Source organism: Bacillus massilinigeriensis (assembly GCF_900117315.1).
Classification (GTDB): Bacteria; Bacillota; Bacilli; order Bacillales; family Cytobacillaceae; genus Bacillus_BE; species Bacillus_BE massilionigeriensis.
In genome coordinates this window covers 2478488-2494636 of record NZ_LT630337.1, presented here as the reverse complement: position 1 = coordinate 2494636, position 16149 = coordinate 2478488, and the positions used below count along the sequence as shown (strand labels likewise).

The 16149-nt window shown below is 38.5% G+C and carries 14 protein-coding genes; 13 read left to right on the top strand and 1 reads right to left on the bottom strand.

Annotation, left to right across the window (positions count from 1 at the left end):
• Positions 1–43: 43 nt before the first annotated feature.
• Complete coding sequence (locus BQ6100_RS12375; RefSeq protein ID WP_075981908.1) at positions 44–475, top strand: VanZ family protein; 432 nt, start codon at positions 44–46, stop codon at positions 473–475.
• 31 nt (positions 476–506) lie between these two features.
• Here the strand turns inward: BQ6100_RS12375 and BQ6100_RS12370 are convergent, their stop codons facing one another.
• Entirely contained in the window at positions 507–1589 is a 1083-nt protein-coding gene (locus BQ6100_RS12370) for a putative glycoside hydrolase (protein ID WP_075981907.1), read from the bottom strand.
• Positions 1590–1782: 193 nt separating this feature from the next.
• Here BQ6100_RS12370 and BQ6100_RS12365 point away from each other — a divergent pair, with 193 nt between their 5' ends.
• The 12 genes from BQ6100_RS12365 to BQ6100_RS12310 all read left to right on the top strand — a co-directional run bounded on the left by BQ6100_RS12365 (position 1783) and on the right by BQ6100_RS12310 (position 16119).
• Complete coding sequence (locus BQ6100_RS12365) at positions 1783–3303, top strand: nitrate/nitrite transporter (RefSeq protein WP_075981906.1); 1521 nt, start codon at positions 1783–1785, stop codon at positions 3301–3303.
• A gap of 132 nt (positions 3304–3435) precedes the next feature.
• A complete protein-coding gene (locus tag BQ6100_RS12360) occupies positions 3436–3855 on the top strand; it encodes a hemerythrin domain-containing protein (protein WP_075981905.1) in 420 nt (139 codons plus the stop codon).
• A 45-nt stretch (positions 3856–3900) separates the two neighbouring features.
• Positions 3901–4212, top strand: coding sequence for a hypothetical protein (locus BQ6100_RS12355; RefSeq protein WP_075981904.1), 312 nt, complete (start codon positions 3901–3903; stop codon positions 4210–4212).
• A 16-nt stretch (positions 4213–4228) separates the two neighbouring features.
• Positions 4229–4525 (top strand): hypothetical protein, encoded by a 297-nt coding sequence (locus BQ6100_RS12350; RefSeq protein ID WP_075981903.1) that lies wholly within the window; start codon positions 4229–4231, stop codon positions 4523–4525.
• Positions 4506–8186: a nitrate reductase subunit alpha gene (locus tag BQ6100_RS12345; protein WP_075981902.1), complete on the top strand. Its 3681-nt coding sequence runs from the start codon at positions 4506–4508 to the stop codon at positions 8184–8186. Before BQ6100_RS12350 ends, BQ6100_RS12345 begins: the two co-directional genes overlap by 20 nt.
• Positions 8176–9678: a nitrate reductase subunit beta gene (narH, locus tag BQ6100_RS12340; protein ID WP_075981901.1), complete on the top strand. Its 1503-nt coding sequence runs from the start codon at positions 8176–8178 to the stop codon at positions 9676–9678. The genes BQ6100_RS12345 and narH overlap by 11 nt, the downstream gene beginning before the upstream one ends.
• Positions 9675–10283: a nitrate reductase molybdenum cofactor assembly chaperone gene (gene narJ, locus BQ6100_RS12335; protein ID WP_084780374.1), complete on the top strand. Its 609-nt coding sequence runs from the start codon at positions 9675–9677 to the stop codon at positions 10281–10283. The genes narH and narJ overlap by 4 nt, the downstream gene beginning before the upstream one ends.
• A 15-nt stretch (positions 10284–10298) precedes the next feature.
• Entirely contained in the window at positions 10299–11000 is a 702-nt protein-coding gene (gene narI, locus BQ6100_RS12330) for a respiratory nitrate reductase subunit gamma (RefSeq protein ID WP_075981900.1), read from the top strand.
• Positions 11001–11227: 227 nt separating this feature from the next.
• Entirely contained in the window at positions 11228–12874 is a 1647-nt protein-coding gene (gene cdr / locus BQ6100_RS12325; RefSeq protein ID WP_075981899.1) for a CoA-disulfide reductase, read from the top strand.
• A gap of 409 nt (positions 12875–13283) precedes the next feature.
• Complete coding sequence (locus tag BQ6100_RS12320; RefSeq protein WP_075981898.1) at positions 13284–14453, top strand: sensor histidine kinase; 1170 nt, start codon at positions 13284–13286, stop codon at positions 14451–14453.
• Position 14454: 1 nt separating this feature from the next.
• Positions 14455–15108: a response regulator transcription factor gene (locus BQ6100_RS12315; RefSeq protein WP_075981897.1), complete on the top strand. Its 654-nt coding sequence runs from the start codon at positions 14455–14457 to the stop codon at positions 15106–15108.
• 180 nt (positions 15109–15288) lie between these two features.
• On the top strand, positions 15289–16119 hold the full coding sequence (locus BQ6100_RS12310; protein WP_075981896.1) for a CPBP family intramembrane glutamic endopeptidase: 831 nt from the start codon (positions 15289–15291) through the stop codon (positions 16117–16119).
• The last annotated feature ends 30 nt before the right edge of the window (positions 16120–16149 follow it).

Here is a 16149-nt window from a genome sequence, read left to right as displayed (position 1 = left end):
ATTAAAATACATTTCCTCTTCCAAGCAGAAAGGGTTAGGGAATATGAAAAACATAATAAGGCATATTATTATAGGGATCCTACCAATCTTGTATTTGGGGTTAATCTGGGTTCAATCAAGCCATTTTGATCCTTCATCGATTGAACATTTTTCTAATACGATTGATGAAAAGATTCTTTTTGTCATAGGTGCGTTTTTTGAACTAGCCCACCTTGTTGAATTTGGCTTACTTTATCTTTTTATCCTCATCGCTTTCCGTACCTTACGTATATTAAACCAAAAAAGTGACAATTTAGCAGTGATATTTGCCCTTATTTATGGAATATTGGATGAAGTTCATCAAATTTTTGTCCCTTTTCGGTCATTTTCTGTAACTGACCTCTTGAAAGATTTTATCGGAATATTTATTGTGTGGTTATTTGTCCACAAAACTAGATATGGACTCCAACTTAAAGGAAGGCCTGTTTCTAAATAGAAGTAGGAGCAAGCCTTCTCACCTGAAATTATTAATAAGGGGTATAATCCACACCCGTTGTATATTTATTGGAACTATTCCACAATAAAAATTCATCAATTCCTTGTGAATGTAAGGCACGGATTTGATCCTCCACTTCCTTCTTTCCATATGGTTTATAATTCCCCTTTCCAAGCCAAGAGGCGGTAAAGTCCTGGACCCATGGACGAGTTATTGGACGATTCTCTAGCTTGTTTAATCTCTTTTTTTCCTTTTTGGCGTAGTTTTGAACGGTCTCATATGGCTTTAGGTCAGGCTTTTTGATTCCTTTCATACCAGTCCAGTGACTTGGGTAGATCATGGCAGAGATGGCATCAACGTTCGTTGCTATTTCAGAGAAATTTTGTCCAATGCCCTGAGCTTCCGGTATCACGGTAACAATGCCAAAGGTGGCAATTGAAAGTTTTACTTGGTAAGGTTGAAGTTTTTTTCGAGCATATTTAACAAATTCAGTTATGGCAGTCACCCTATTGCGGTCAAGGTTGTCATCAAATGGTTTCTTTGTGTAGGAAAGGGTATGCTCAAATTTTTCAAATCTCTCTGGGAATCTAACATAATCGAATTGAATTTCCTTAAACCCGAGTTTTGCTGCTTCTATCGCCATCCCAATATTGTAATCCCAAACTTCGCGTAAATATGGATTCGTGAAGGAATCCCCCCGTGAATTTTTCCAAAGTCCCCTAGAGGTTTGAAAAGACCAATCTGGGCGGGAATTTGCTAACACCCGGTCTTTGAAGGTAACAATTCTAGCAATCGGATAAATATTGTTCTTTTTTAATGTGTGCAGAAGAGCTTTCGGATTAGTGATATAGGGGTGACTGACTTTATAATAAGAGGAATGCTTAGACGGGAGAAAGGTTAAATGCCCGTCATCATCTTTCATATCAATTACCATGGCATTTAACTCAGTTCGTTTGACTAATGAAAGATATTTATTAAATACTGTCTTATTAGTATTGGGAGCATTTATGTAGATCCCTCTTATAGGTTCATGTTTAGAATAAGCGTGAGTGTGCTCATAAAAAAATGAAATACTAATAAAAAGTAGTATGGAAACAATTAAAATCCTTCGCATAAAACCACCCCTCCCTTAACCCATTTGCCCTTAGCGTTCTCAAATGGGATGGAAAATATTAATTGGAAATGAGTATGAATATGCACATTTTTCTAAAACTAAAAGGAATAGACGGCTAAGTTTATTCATTATGAAGATTTAAACATATATCATACGTTATTTTATTTACCACATTGAAGGGAGAAATGAGCGCATGCGTATACAAAAGTGGCAACTACCTCTGCAAACCTTAAGCCTGGTGGTAGGCTTTATGATTTGGGTAATTATTTCATCATTAATGCCAAGAATTAAAGAGGATATATCACTTTCGGCAAACGAGGTCGCTTTAGTTACCGCTGTTCCGGTCATTTTAGGTTCTGTCATGCGGATTTTTATCGGTTATTGGACCAACCGATTTGGTGCGAGAATTCTGTTTTTTATTAGTTTTATTATATTAATATTTCCTGTCTTTTATATAAGTGTGGCTGATTCACTTATGGATTTACTCATTGGGGGATTTTTGCTTGGAATGGGAGGGGCGATTTTTTCCATTGGAGTTACCTCTTTACCTAAATATTATCCAAAGGAAAGACATGGATTTGTGAACGGGATTTATGGGGCTGGGAACATAGGAACAGCGATTACTTCATTTTCTGCCCCTGTGCTGGCCAATAATTTTGGGTGGCAAAACACGGTAAGGCTATTTCTAATCCCAATTATCCTATTTGCCATTTTAAATTTCTTATTTGGAGATCGTAAAGAACCTAGAGTTTCAAAGCCACTGTCTGAACAAATAAAGAGTGTTTATAAGAATGAAAAGCTTTGGTTTTTAAGTTTATTTTATTTTATTACCTTTGGTTCTTTTGTCGCTTTTACAGTCTATCTTCCTAATTTCCTAGTGACGAATTTTAACTTAACCTCTGTCGATGCAGGGTTAAGGACGGCTGGATTTATCACTCTCGCTACCATTTTTAGACCAATAGGTGGTTATCTAGGGGATAAATTCAATCCATTTCTCATTTTACTGTTTGTTTTTGGAGGATTGACTTTCTCTGGTGTACTACTCTCATTTTCCCCGACAATCACCTTGTATACGATTGGATGCTTGACCGTTGCCTTTTGTGCAGGAATAGGAAATGGAACGATTTTTAAGCTTGTTCCTTATTACTTTTCAAAACAAGCAGGAATCGTGAATGGGATTGTTTCTGCTATGGGTGGCCTAGGTGGATTCTTCCCACCGCTTGTTCTTTCGATGGTATTCAATATCACTGGGCATTATGCCATAGGTTTTATGTCTCTTGCCATGTTTGCTCTGGCTAGCTTTGTGATTATTGTTTGGATGTATTATTTAGAAAGATTAAGCTTAGAAACAAAGATTATGGAGAATATTGGTCAGGGCATGATGGTTACAAACATCAAAGGCTATATTCAAAAGGTGAATCAGGCATTTACAAGGGTTACAGGGTATCAATCAGATGAAGTAATTGGGAAAAATCCCAATATTCTTCGATCTGATAAGCATGATCAAAGTTTTTATGAGCAAATGTGGAAATCCATTAAAGAGCAAGGATATTGGCAAGGGCAAATATGGAATAAAAGAAAAAATGGAGAAGAATATTTAGGGTTATTAACAATCAATGAAATAAAAAATGATGTGGGAGATGTTAAATATTATCTCGGATTATTAAATGATTTAACAGAAGTAAATAAAGACGGGAAAGAAGCTGTGGAATAATCCATAGCTTCATTTTTTTCTTCTTTTTCATAAAATCCAAAGGATGAAGTTTATTGAAAAGGATAATGGATAGGCTGATGAAGGTAAGTAACCATTAACTCTATTTATATATCTTTTGAAAGGAGAAGGAACATGACAGGACCTAGTTTAAAAAAACAAGAGGCACACTCAACGATCCATGAAGCTGCTCTAAATGAAGCGAGAGAATTAAATAAATTATTTAGAAAATGCTTAGAAAAACGTGAAAAGGAGAGGGCATTACAAATCGCAGAAATCGCCATTGAACATTGGGAATCGCGAACATTGAAGCATGCTGAGGCAGAGGAGGAGGGCCTATATAAGGATTTAGTGGAGGAAAGGCCGGAATTGCAAAAAACCATTCATCAGCTTACACGCGACCATGATCTCATGAGAGTAATTGTGGATCACTTGAAGACAAGCCTGCACTCCCAAACTCCCAATGACCAAATGCTGACATTACTCGATACCCTTATTGTCATCGATGAAATCCATAATGAAGAAGAAATGAATAAACTTTTAGCGAATAACTAACAATATTTAGGAAAAATTAGGATGAAAAGGTAAAGGGTGATAAAAATGAGTGGTTCACAAGGGATAGAGGAAAGATTATTACGCTATGCTGCACCTGCCTTGTATCAAAGTATGGTAGAAGCTTTTTCAACCTATCATATTCATCCATACGATGTTCATGGGACGATTTCCAAAAATGAGCATGGCTTTTTACTCACAATAAGGTATTCTACTGAATTCACTCAAAAGCTTACAAAGCAAATCAGTTCTGACCAAGCAATTCAACCAAATGAAGAGATTTCCCGCTTCTTTCTGGAGGCAGCAGAAGAATGTAAATCACAGCTGATCAATGACTATTATAAAATGATCAAACTTTAAACTTGGGGGTGTGGTGATGTTTTCATTTGAATCTGATGCAATGCTAGTAGATGATCGAGAAGATTTAATTGCCCTGCTCCAAATGAGATTTGGAAGGATAACAGGTGAAATGATTCAGAGAATCTATGCTATCAATGATATGAATACATTACAACGACTGATACTAGTAGCCGCAAATGCACCAAATTGGAAAATCTTTATGTCGGAATTGGATTCAGGAATAGACTCATATCGAATAATAGGAGAGGATTTCAATCCATTAAAAGAGCTTATGAAAGGAAGGGTAGACATCAATGGAGAAGAAGAAAAATAATTTACTACACTCCCTTAAACACCTTGTTCGCGGAGAACGAATTAATGATGGTTGGACAGAAGAGAACCCTAGGCCTCGTGATTGGGAATCCATTTACAGAAACCGTTGGGGATTTGATAAAATTGTCCGCTCCACCCATGGAGTGAATTGCACTGGTTCCTGCAGCTGGAGAATCCATGTAAAGGATGGAATCATTACATGGGAAACGCAACAAACGGACTATCCTTCGACAGGTGATGACTTTCCAGAATACGAACCAAGGGGATGCCCACGTGGCGCAAGCTTTTCTTGGTATATTTATAGTCCTACACGAGTGAAGTACCCCTATGTGAGAGGCGATTTATATGCTTTATGGAAGGATGAGGTTCAAAGGGCCAATAATCCAGTGGAAGCATGGGAAAATATTGTAACTGACCCTAAAAAACGGGACCGATATGTGAATGCCCGTGGAAAAGGTGGCTTTGTCAGAGGTAGCTGGAAAGATGTTTGCCAGATGATTGCAGCTGCTACAATCCACACCATAAAAAAATATGGGCCGGATCGCGTCGTAGGCTTCAGTCCAATACCAGCCATGTCTATGGTGAGCTACTGTGGGGGAGCAAGATTTTTATCCTTAATCGGGGGAACAATTCTAAGCTTCTATGATTGGTATGCTGACTTGCCTCCAGCCTCCCCACAAGTTTGGGGTGACCAGACGGATGTACCAGAGAGTGGGGATTGGTACAATACGAAATATTTTATTATTTGGGGGACAAATATTCCACAAACGAGGACTCCGGATGCTCACTTCATGGTGGAATCAAGGTACAACGGTACAAAGGTCGTTGGGGTTAGTCCAGATTATGCCGAATATGAAAAATTTGCGGACATGTGGCTACCCGCTAAAGCTGGTACAGATGGTGCTCTAGCAATGGCCATGACACATGTCATCTTAAAAGAATTTTACGTTGATAAAGAAACTCCATACTTTACTGATTACGTTAAGCAATATACAGATTTACCATTTATAGTGACTCTATCCAAAAAACAAGATACATACCGTTCGGACACTTTCTTAAGGGCGTCTGATATATCCGACCAGCATGAACTTGGCGAATGGAAAACCGTCGTTTGGGATGAGGCAAAAAAGGGATTTGCCGTTCCAAATGGAAGTCAAGGGCATAAATGGGATCAAGGCAATAAGTGGAATTTGGATTTATCCGCAGAGGATGGTTCAGAAATCAAACCGATGCTTAGCTTCATAAATGATTCTGATGAGGTTGCCGTGGTGGAATTTCCATACTTCGGTGAAAAAGATGGTGGAATGATTAAGCGAGGAGTTCCGATTAAGAAAATAAAGGATAAATCTGGTCAGGAACGGATAATTACCACGGTCTTTGATTTACTTCTTGCCCATACAGGTGTTAACAGAGGGCTTCAGGGAGAATACCCTACTGACTACAATGATGCTGATAAGCCCTATACCCCAGCTTGGCAGGAAAGTATTACCGGAGTAAATAAAGCACACGTCATTCAAGTTGCCAGAGAATTTGCAGAAAATGCTGCGCTTACGAAAGGTAAATCAATGATTGCCATGGGCGGGGGAACGAACCATTGGTATCATAGTGATCAAATTTATCGATCCATTTTAAATCTAGTCTTACTGACTGGATCACAAGGGGTGAATGGCGGTGGATGGGCCCACTATGTCGGTCAGGAAAAGGTCCGACCACTAGAAGGCTTTTCACAGATTGCCTTTGCGAATGATTGGTTGAAGGCTCCTAGATTAATGAATGGGACATCCTTCTTCTATTTTGTTACGGAGCAGTTCCGCTATGAATATGAGAAAAATGAAGAAAATACCGAGTGGGGTAGTAAGTATTCCAATATGCATCCGGCTGATTTCAATGCTCTCTCAGCACGTCTCGGTTGGTTACCAAGCTTTCCTCAGTTTTCTCAAAATTCCTTGGACGTAATGAAGGAAGCAAAATCACAAAATTCTGACGACCAAGCGATTATTGATTATATTGCCAAACAACTGACAGAAGGAAGAATCGATTTTGCGATTGAAAATCCGAATGATCCACGGAATTTTCCTCGTGTCTTTTTTAACTGGCGTTCAAATCTGCTAGGGGATAGTGGGAAGGGACATGAATACTTTGTTAAGCATTTAATTGGAGCGAAAGATTCTTTACTAACGGATACTGAAAGCTCCTGGCAACCGGAAAATGTAAAGATTTCAGATGTTCCACCTGAAGGGAAGACCGATTTATTTGTCAGCATGGATTTCAGAATGACCAGTTCTGGACTATTTTCGGATATTATTTTGCCGGCAGCCACCTGGTATGAAAAGCATGACATTAGCAGCACAGATCTCCACCCTTTTATTCATCCATTCAATGCGGCCATTAACCCGCCATGGGAAACGCGAAGTGACTGGGATGCATTTAGAGAGATTGCCAAAAGCTTTTCCGACCTTGCGAAGGAGCATTTACCTGCTCAGGAAGACGTGGTGATGTCACCACTAGCCCATGATACCATTAATGAAATTGCTCAGCCCTTTGGAAAAGTGAAGGATTGGCGAAAGGGTGAGGTAGAAGGAATCCCAGGGAAAACGATGCCGAATTTTAATTTCGTGAAACGAGATTATCCACATGTATTCGATATGTGGATTACACTAGGTCCGAACGTAAAAAATGGTTATGGCACAAAGGGGGTAAAAATACCTGGTGATAAGGTATATAAGGAATTGCTTGATCGCCTAGGACCATCTAAGCATGAAGGTATTGGAAAAGGATATCCTGACTTATTTACGGATAGGAAGGCGATTAACGCAATCCTCCTAATGTCTGGTGCAACCAATGGTAAGAGGGCTGTCGAGGGTTGGAAATCGATGGAACAAAAGACAGGGAAGAAGCTTAGTCATATTTCTGAAGGTCGCGAGGAAGAAGACTATACATTAGATGCCTTAACGATTCAACCACGACCAGCCATTTCAACACCTGTGTGGAGCGGACTCGAAAATGATAATCGTCGTTATTCTCCTTTTACAGTGAATAAAGAATATCATATTCCTTGGCATACGCTTACGGGAAGACAAAGCTTTTACCTTGATCATGAGGTAATGCTTGATTTTGGTGAAGGTCTTCCTCTGTATATTCCACCGATTACAAAAGGACCATTTATTAAAAACGAAAAGGAAATTGAGAACAGTGGAAAGTCCATTACATTAAGATATATGACCCCTCATCAAAAATGGGGTATTCATACGATGTTTACGGATACAACACAAATGGTTCAATTGTTTAGAGGCTGGCAGGTTGTCTGGATGAATGAAAAGGATGCTGCTTCCATTGGAATAAAAGATAATGATTGGATTGAAGTTTACAATCGCAACGGGGTAGTGGTTGCGAGGGCCGTTCTGACCTATCGGATGCCTCCCGGTGCCGTTTACATGCATCACGCTCAGGATCGGACCATGGGTGTTCCGGGAAATACGATAAATAAAACGAGGGGCGGAACACATAACAGTGTGACGAGAATATTTCCAAAAGCAACCCATATGATTGGCGGATATTCTCAGTTGAGTTACGGTTTTAATTATTATGGACCCACTGGTAGCCAGAGGGATACCCTAACAATAATTAGGCCGCTTAAGGAGGTCGATTGGCTTGAGAATTAAGGCTCAGGTGGCAATGGTTATGCATCTAGACAAATGCATTGGCTGCCATACTTGTTCTGTAACTTGTAAAAATGTTTGGACAAATCGCCCTGGGATGGAGTATGTGTGGTTCAACAATGTCGAGACCCGACCTGGTGTAGGTTATCCAAAACAATGGGAAAATACAGAACGATTCAAAGGCGGTTGGGTTTTACGAAATGGAAAGCTCCATTTAAAAGCAGGTGGTCCCATATCCAAGCTTGCTAATATTTTCTTCAATCCAAATATGGCAGATTTGGGGGATTTCTATGAGCCATGGACCTATGATTTCGAGCATCTTCATTGGCGTGAAAAAGGTGATAGCCTCCCGGTTGCACGGCCAAAGTCCATGGTTACCGGTGAATATATGGACAAGCCTGAATGGGGACCGAACTGGGATGATGACCTTGCAGGAGGTAATGAGGTTGTTCCAATGGACCCAAACGTGCAAAAGCTTCAAGAACATGTCACCTTGGAATATGAGAAGACATTTATGATGTATTTGCCACGCATCTGTGAGCATTGCCTCAATCCATCCTGTGTCGCATCCTGTCCATCAGGTGCGTTATATAAAAGGGATGAAGACGGCATCGTATTAGTGGATCAAGATGCTTGCAGGGGCTGGAGATTTTGCATGAATGGCTGTCCCTATCATAAGGTTTACTATAATTGGAATACTCATAAAGCAGAGAAGTGTAACTTTTGCTATCCGCGAACAGAAGCTGGACTACCTACTATATGTTCTGAAACCTGTGTTGGTCGGATTCGCTATATTGGAGTCGTTCTATACGATGCAGACAAGGTTAAAGAAGCGGCATCAGTAGAAAACCCAAAGGATTTGTATCAATCCCAGCTCTCAGTCTTTCTTGACCCCTTTAATCCAGAAGTCATCGAGAAAGCCCAAGAACAAGGGATTAATTATAGCTGGATAAAAAGCGCTCAAGAATCTCCAGTCTATAAGCTGGCAATGAAGTGGAAAATTGCTTTACCGTTACATCCAGAATATCGAACTCTGCCAATGGTTTGGTATGTTCCACCGTTAAGTCCAATCATGAATCACATTACTAATGAGCAATCCTTAAGTCCAGATGGTTATATACCAGCTGTTGATCAAATGAGGATACCGCTTGAGTATTTGGCTTCCATATTAACTGCAGATGACACGGAAGTCGTCAGAAAGGTGCTGTTAAAAATGGCTGCCATGCGAATCCATATGAGGGCAAAAACGGTTGGTGGCATGGATGAGCTGAAGAAGAGTAAGCTTCTGCAAGAGGCAACTACAACAGAGGATGAATTAGAGGAAATGTCTCGACTATTAGCGGTTGCAAAATATAATGAACGATTTGTGATTCCTACAGGACGTCGTGAAATGGACGAGGATTTACATTATAAATACGGCGCATGCAGTATAGAAGAATTGGCACCACCTGAAGGTATGGTGACCCATCCATTTGGAAGAAGTGAAAGCCAATGATTAATGATGAAAAAGCGATATTAATTATCCTATCACGGATACTAGATTATCCTGGAGAAGATTTTCTGGAAGAACGCAATCAAATTGAAGAGTTTGTAAATGAGACGATCACATCGGAGGGCTTGAGGTCAGAGGTGATCCAAAGAATCATACCATTATATGAAATGCCCATTCAAGAGTTGCAAGAATTATACGTTGATACTTTTGATCATAGGCAGAAAACCAATTTATATTTAACTGCACAAGAAGTAGGGGACAGTAAAAAGCGTGGGGCTGCCTTAATTCAATTACAAAAGTTAATTGTAGAAGCTGGATATGATTATGAAGGAAAAGAACTTGCGGATTATATTCCGATGCTATTGGAGTTGTTAGCCGTAGCGCCAGAGGAATTGGAAGAGAAAATCGCAAGCTTAGCCAAACGCCTAGGGTTTGCGCTTCAACGAATCTTAAATTATCTTCCTAGCAATAACCCTTATTACAAAGTCATTGAAGTATTAATGATGTTTGTTTTTGAAGCACCTTTAGATAATGAAATGGATTTGCTAGAGAGCGAAATTGAAGAACCAGATTTGGATGAGCTACCTTATCCATTAATGTATCGCTAAAGGAGGGTAATTGTGATGGAGGCACTATTTTGGTGGACGGTATTTCCTTATATATGTGGAACCATCCTTGTAATTGCAACATTTTATAGGTTTATCTTTCGCGGAAAAAGCTGGACAGCACCATCCACAGAAATCTTTGAGAAAAAGTGGTTACGTATTGGGTCAATGGTTTTTCATTATGGAATCATTTTTGCCTTTTTGGGACATGTCATGGGTATGCTGATTCCTCTTCAATTTTATAACGCGATTGGTGTAGATGATCATACCTATCACTTCTTTGCTATAGTTGGTGGTGGATTAGCGGGAGTCATGGTTGTACTAGGCTTGATTGTCCTACTCGTTCGAAAGTTTTTTTTCCCAAGAGTTCGCAAACATACGAGTTTTGGAGGTTATTTTACGATAATATGGCTATTACTAGTTGCAAGTCTTGGTACTTATATGACGATTATATACAATACAACCGTTGGAGCATATGAATACCGATTATCCATTGGCCCATGGTTTAGAAGCCTATTTACCTTAAATCCCCAGGCAGAATTAATGATTGGCGTGCCCACTCTATTTAAGGTCCATGTGATCTTGTCGTTTATCTTATTCGCATCCATTCCATTTACACAGCTTGTCCATATGTTTAGTTTTCCTGTACGTTACCCAACAAGGGCACCACAGCAATATCGGTCAAGGGATGGATATAATAAAAATAGTAAAAAAACCTAATATATTATCGTGATTAGGACTGATTCTATGTGCATTATCTAGCAAATAGAATTCAGTCTTTTCTATTTAAGTAATTGATTTGAAGTTAAAGATGACACTTATTATTCATAGTTCACAGGTAAAAAATAAAAAAACTTTAAAAAGCCTTTTATTATTTATATATGTGCTATATAATACCCCTATAGGTATATTAAATGTACAGAATTAACTTATGGGGAGGTTAAAAAATGAAGAAAATTTTAATTGTTGGTGGGGTCGCTGGAGGGGCTTCTGCTGCAGCTCGTTTACGAAGATTAAGTGAAGAAGACCATATTGTGATGTTTGAAAGAGGTGAATATATTTCTTTTGCTAACTGTGGTTTACCCTACTATATTGGTGAGGTGATTCAAAATCGAAATAAGCTTTTAGTTCAAACCATAGAGGGGATGACGAATCGTTTTAACCTTGATATTCGTAATTTTACAGAAGTAGTTAAAATTAATCGGGATGAAAAGAAGATTACAGCTAGAAATGTTCAAACTGGTGAAGAATATGATGAATCCTATGATGTATTAATCCTATCACCAGGTTCGAAGCCTATTCGGCCAAATATTCCAGGTATTGAAGAGGCAAAGGCATTATTTACGATACGAAATGTACCTGATACAGACAAAATAAAGAAATATGTAGATGTAGTAAAGCCAAAACAAGCAGTCATTGTAGGCGGAGGGTTTATTGGCTTAGAGATGGCAGAAAACCTGGTGGAACGAGGGGTTGAGGTTACTTTGGTGGAGAGATCCAATCAAGTAATGGCTCCTATTGATTACGAAATGGCACAAATTGTTCAAACCCATCTTCTAGAAAAAGGAATTGACCTAGTCTTAGATGATGGAGTTGAATCATTTGAGAATGAGGGGAAACAAATCTGTTTAAGTAGTGGTAAAGTGATTGATACAGACATGATTATTCTAGCTATCGGCGTTCAACCTGAAAACTCACTTGCGAAGGATGCAGGGCTTGAGCTAGGCTTACGTGGAGCAATTAAAGTGAACAGTCATTTACAAACCTCCGATTCATCCATTTATGCTGTCGGAGACGTTATCGAGGTTAAGGATTATATTAATGAATTTGAAACCTTCGTCCCTCTAGCTTGGCCGGCTAACCGTCAAGGTCGATTAGTCGCAGACCATATTAATGGTAGAGAAGCAGAGTACAAAGGTACAATGGGAACATCGATTGCCAAAATTTTTGATTTAGCTGTTGCAGCCACAGGTAATAATGAAAAAACATTACAACGAATCGGTATTCCCTATGAGGTCGTTCATGTTCATCCAAACAATCATGCAGGGTACTACCCAGGGGCATCTCAGCTTACATTAAAACTTATTTTTGATAAAGAGACAGGAAAGATTTATGGTGCTCAAGGGGTAGGTAAAGACGGAGTTGATAAGCGTATTGACGTCATTGCTACAGCAATAAAAGGTGGTCTAAAGGTTCAAGACTTACCTGATTTGGAACTAGCTTACGCACCACCATTTTCATCTGCAAAGGATCCAGTTAACTATGCGGGGTATGTAGCAACAAACATCATGGAAGGCTTAGTTGATACAATTCAATGGCATGAAATTGATCAGATTGTTGAAAATGGCGGATATTTGATTGATGTTAGGGATCCGCAAGAGGTAGCACGTGGTGCAATAAGGGGATCTGTTAATATTCCTGTAAATGATTTACGTGATCGACTAGACGAGGTACCTAAGGATAAGGACATCTATGTATCTTGTCAGGTTGGTTTACGCGGATATTTAGCTGCACGTATTTTAGATGAAAATGGAATAAAGGCGAAAAATCTAGATGGTGGATATAAGCTATACTCAGCAGTTTTTGGAAAATGATCTAAGTAATTTGGGAGATTCATAAAGTGACTTCCTTTACGAAATATGAAGAAATGCCCGTGATTCCTATGAAATAGGCACGGGCGTTTTTTATTTATGACAAATGTTCACATAGAATGTTTTTGTTGGCCAATCTCATTTTATAAAACTAAAGAAGTAAATGATTAATTACATACATTTTCTTATATGGGATTGTAAAAGGTTTAATTTTATCAATGCGTGGGTAAACGGGCTAAGGAATCATATCCTTAGCCTCTTCTGTTTCTTTTTAGACAAAAATCCACGAATAACTTTCCCTTTTTTTCATCTTTGTGGTATCTTTTTGGTTAAATAATAGATTTTTTTTAACTTTCAGTATTTTTTGAGGTTACTATGTTTACCATCGATAGAAAAAAGGAGACTAGGTTCTATGGATTTACATTTAAGACGTGATTGGGGATGGGCAGATTGGTTTGTAGTAGGTCTCCGGTTGATAGGATTTTTACTTAGTCTTGCCTATATTTATGGCTTAACTGTTGAGGAGCAGCGTGGATTAATATTCACTTTAGCTTTAATTGCCTATGCAGCCCCACAATTATTCTATTTACCAAAGAATATTAAGCCTAAACTCTTTATTACCTTTGAGCTTATACTAAGTATAGGATTTGTATTGTTTTTCATGATATATATTTCAAAGGAAAATAATGTTACTAGTTATTTCTACATCCCACTATTTGTCATCAGCTATTTATCTACAAAAAAACTTTACTACTGGATTGTACCCATTTGTTGTATAGTGTTTCCTCTTACTCTAGAAATAATGGGTGGTCTTGATTGGAATGCTTTAGGTAATCAGATCGTAAATTTATGCTTGTTTTCCGCATTTGGATTTAGCTTTGGGGTATTTTTTAGACAAAAGCATCAATTAGCTGAAAGTCTAAGCTTAATCGAAGAGAAAAATAGGGAACTAGAGCATTATATCTATCAGGTTGAGCGTGTGACCTTATTGGAAGAGAGAAACCGGATGTCTCGGGAACTGCATGACACAGTTGGTCATTCCTTGACTGCATCGATTGTGGCGATGGAGGCCGTTCACACTCTGATGGACCGAGACCCAGTGAATGCCAAGAAGAGACTAGGGGAATTAATTGTTTTTAGCCGGGGAAATTTAGAACGTTTGAGGCAGACGGTCCATGATATGGCAATGAATGAATTAAGGCTTCCTATTGATCAGTTGCTTCAGAAAACAGCTGAAGAGTTTGCTAATCAAACGGGGACAAGAATACTTGTCGAAAGCGATCATCCGGAAGTATATATTTCAGAGTCTACGAAACTTGTCTTTTTGAGGTGCTTACAGGAAGCACTCACAAATGCAAAAAAACATGGGAATGCCACTGAAATTATTGTTACATTAAAGTCTAACAACAATCACTTAATATTAAAAATTGATGACAATGGAACTGGTTCAGATTCCATTCAAGAGGGATACGGTATTGAAGGAATGAAGGAGAGAATAGAATCTCTTAAAGGGAAATTCCAAATCAGTTCCACGTTAGGTGAAGGAACTGCTGTATCATTTGAGATACCAATGGGGGGATAAGATGGAGCACATTCGAATTCTAATTGCTGAAGATCAAGAACTGATTCGTTCGAGTTTACAAATTGTATTAGACATTGAGCCTGATATTGAGGTCGTTTCAACAGTAGAGAACGGTGAACTAGCGGTTAGACAATGTGAAAAAGACCCACCGGATATTATACTAATGGATATTAATATGCCGGTAATGGATGGAATCGAAGCAACAAAAAGGATAAAAGAAGACCATCCAGATGTGAAAGTTATTGTCCTTACAACCTTCCAGGAGATGGACTTTGTGATAAATGCACTACATGCTGGGGCTGAAGGATACCTTCTTAAAGCAATTGACACGAAAGACCTAGTAGCGGGGATTCGTGTGGTCGCAAATGGTGGAAATTTAATTACTCAAGAGGTTGCTAAGGCCTTGTTCACTAATTATATTCATCATGCAGGAACAAAAGGGGAAGGGGACATGGTCGATAAATATAAGCTGAGTAAGCGTGAATTAGAGGTTCTAAAGTGCTTAGCAGACGGATTATCCAACCAATATATTGCAGAAAAGCTATATCTTTCAATGGGAACGGTAAAGAACTATATTTCAAACCTTTATGCAAAGCTAGAGGTTGCCAACCGCACCGAAGCCATTCTTAAGGCTCAAAAGGAAAATCTAATATAATAAGACAATGAGTTTATGTCTATAAAAAGGTCTGTATCTTTGATTACTATTGGTCATCAAAGATATGGACCTTTTTAATGAAAAAATTTTTTATGACTTTCTTCATTACTTAATGCACTAAGAAATTATGACTATTCTCCCTTACTATTAGATTATCGAAAGTGAAGGGAGAAAAGAAGGGTGAATAAAAAATTATTAGGGATTATTGGTAAAACAATTTTAAGTGTGGTTCTGCTTTTGGGATTAATAATTATATTAAACGGTTTTACACAAAGTGTATTAAATGAAAAAGAGAGTGGGGAGTTACTAACTCCAATTAGTTTAGGATTAACTGCCTTCACTATGTATTTATTGTTTGAGAGAAAGAAAGGCTGGGTTGTAGGTTGGAGGGATCGTCACACTATCAGTAATATCTTTATGGGGCTTATGATTATCTCCATTGTAGTTGCTATATCAATGTCTATTATGATACTTGGTGGAAAAGTAACATTAGAAGACCATTCCTTTAAGATGGAATTAGTAATCAGTCAGGCTTTATTATTTCTAATCGTAGGGCTTGGGGAGGAGTGGCTGTTTCGTGGGTACTTCTATGGACTTTATAAAGAAGCATATGGGGTAAAAACTGCAATAATTACAAACTCTCTTTTGTTTGCAGCCATCCATCTATTGAATCCTTATTCGTTTTCAAAGCCCCTTGAGTTTCTTTTTATCGAAATAGTGAATATCTTCCTATTATCTTTAATAATGTCCCAAAGCCGAGTGTTTTCAGGAAGTTTATGGATGCCAATTGGAATTCACTTTTTGATGAACTTTTTACAGTCTTCCATATTTGGATTTAGAAATGGAGGGAAAGATGTCGAATCACTTTTCTCTGTAATATACAGTGATAAAAACATTTGGAATGGTGCAGGATATGGCTTAGAATCTAGTCTTATCTTTACACCGGTATTATTAATTGTAGTTCTTTTATTAGGATTCTTATATAGAGGAAGCTTAAAAGCTCAACCTTGATAGGAGCAAAAGGTCTTTTGGACTTTTCTT